Origin of the sequence: Streptomyces alkaliphilus (assembly GCF_014141535.1) — a bacterium.
GTDB classification, from domain to species: Bacteria; Actinomycetota; Actinomycetes; order Streptomycetales; family Streptomycetaceae; genus Streptomyces; species Streptomyces alkaliphilus.
Genome location: NZ_VKHT01001473.1, coordinates 1 through 879 on the forward strand (window position 1 = coordinate 1; position 879 = coordinate 879).

Consider the following 879-nt stretch of genomic DNA (forward strand, 5'->3'; position numbering starts at 1 on the left):
GCCGGAGGGCGGGCCGGGCTCGGGCCGGTCCGCCCCGGGGGTGTCGCTCATCGCGGAACTCCTGCGGCCGGGAACGAAGGTGCGTGGACGCCCGGTTCGGCCGACGGCCGGCACGCGGGCCCCACCGCCTCCCGACGGTACCGGAGCGGGACGGGGACCGGCAGTCGCCCTTCCGGTCCCCCGGGCTTCCGGTTCCGCGGGGCCGACGACTCACCGGGGTCGGTTCGCGGCACCCCCGTCGCCATCCGTCCCCTCGACCTCCTCGACGCGTTTGCGCAGCCCCGCCAGTGCCCGGTCGATGATGACCTTCTCGGCCTTGCGCTTGATGGTGCCGAGCATCGGCATCTTCACGTCGACGGCGAGGCGATAGGTGACCTCGGTGCGTCGGCCGCCCTCCAGCGGAACCAGGCGGTAGGCGCCGTCCAGGGTCCGCAGCATCTTCGACTTCACCAGCGACCAGCGCACCTCCAGCGCGCCGATCCACTCGTAGGCGATGGTGTGCTCGTCGCGGATGGCCCCGGCGTCGAGGAGCAACCGCACCTCGGTGGCCCGACCCCGCTCGTCGGTGGCGAGGATCTCGGCCTCCTTGACCTCACCGGTCCAGTCCGGATACCGATCGAAGTCGGCGATGACGGCCATCACGGCGTCGGGCGTCGCCTCGATCGTGATGCTGGACCTGGTGTGCTCCTCCGCCATCGGCGCGGCTCCTCGGATGCTGCTGTCCGGTACTGCCCCTGTGTCGGGCCGGTGTCGGCCCCTGCGGCCGCGCGGTCCCCTCTTCCGGGCTCACACGGTGCCGTGGGAAGGCTACCGCGCCGGAACGGCCCGGGGACGACCTCCGGGAGAGCGGGGGGTGACGGGGCGGGGATCCTCCGGAGC

The 879-nt window shown here is 73.3% G+C and carries 1 protein-coding gene; it reads right to left on the reverse strand.

All coding sequences use genetic code 11. The features are described from left to right. Positions 1 to 210 precede the first annotated feature (210 nt). Positions 211 to 696 carry an SRPBCC family protein gene (locus FNQ90_RS25170; protein ID WP_143625308.1) on the reverse strand — a complete coding sequence of 162 codons (486 nt, stop codon included), beginning with the start codon at positions 694 to 696 and terminating at the stop codon, positions 211 to 213. Between the last annotated feature and the right edge of the window lie 183 nt (positions 697 to 879).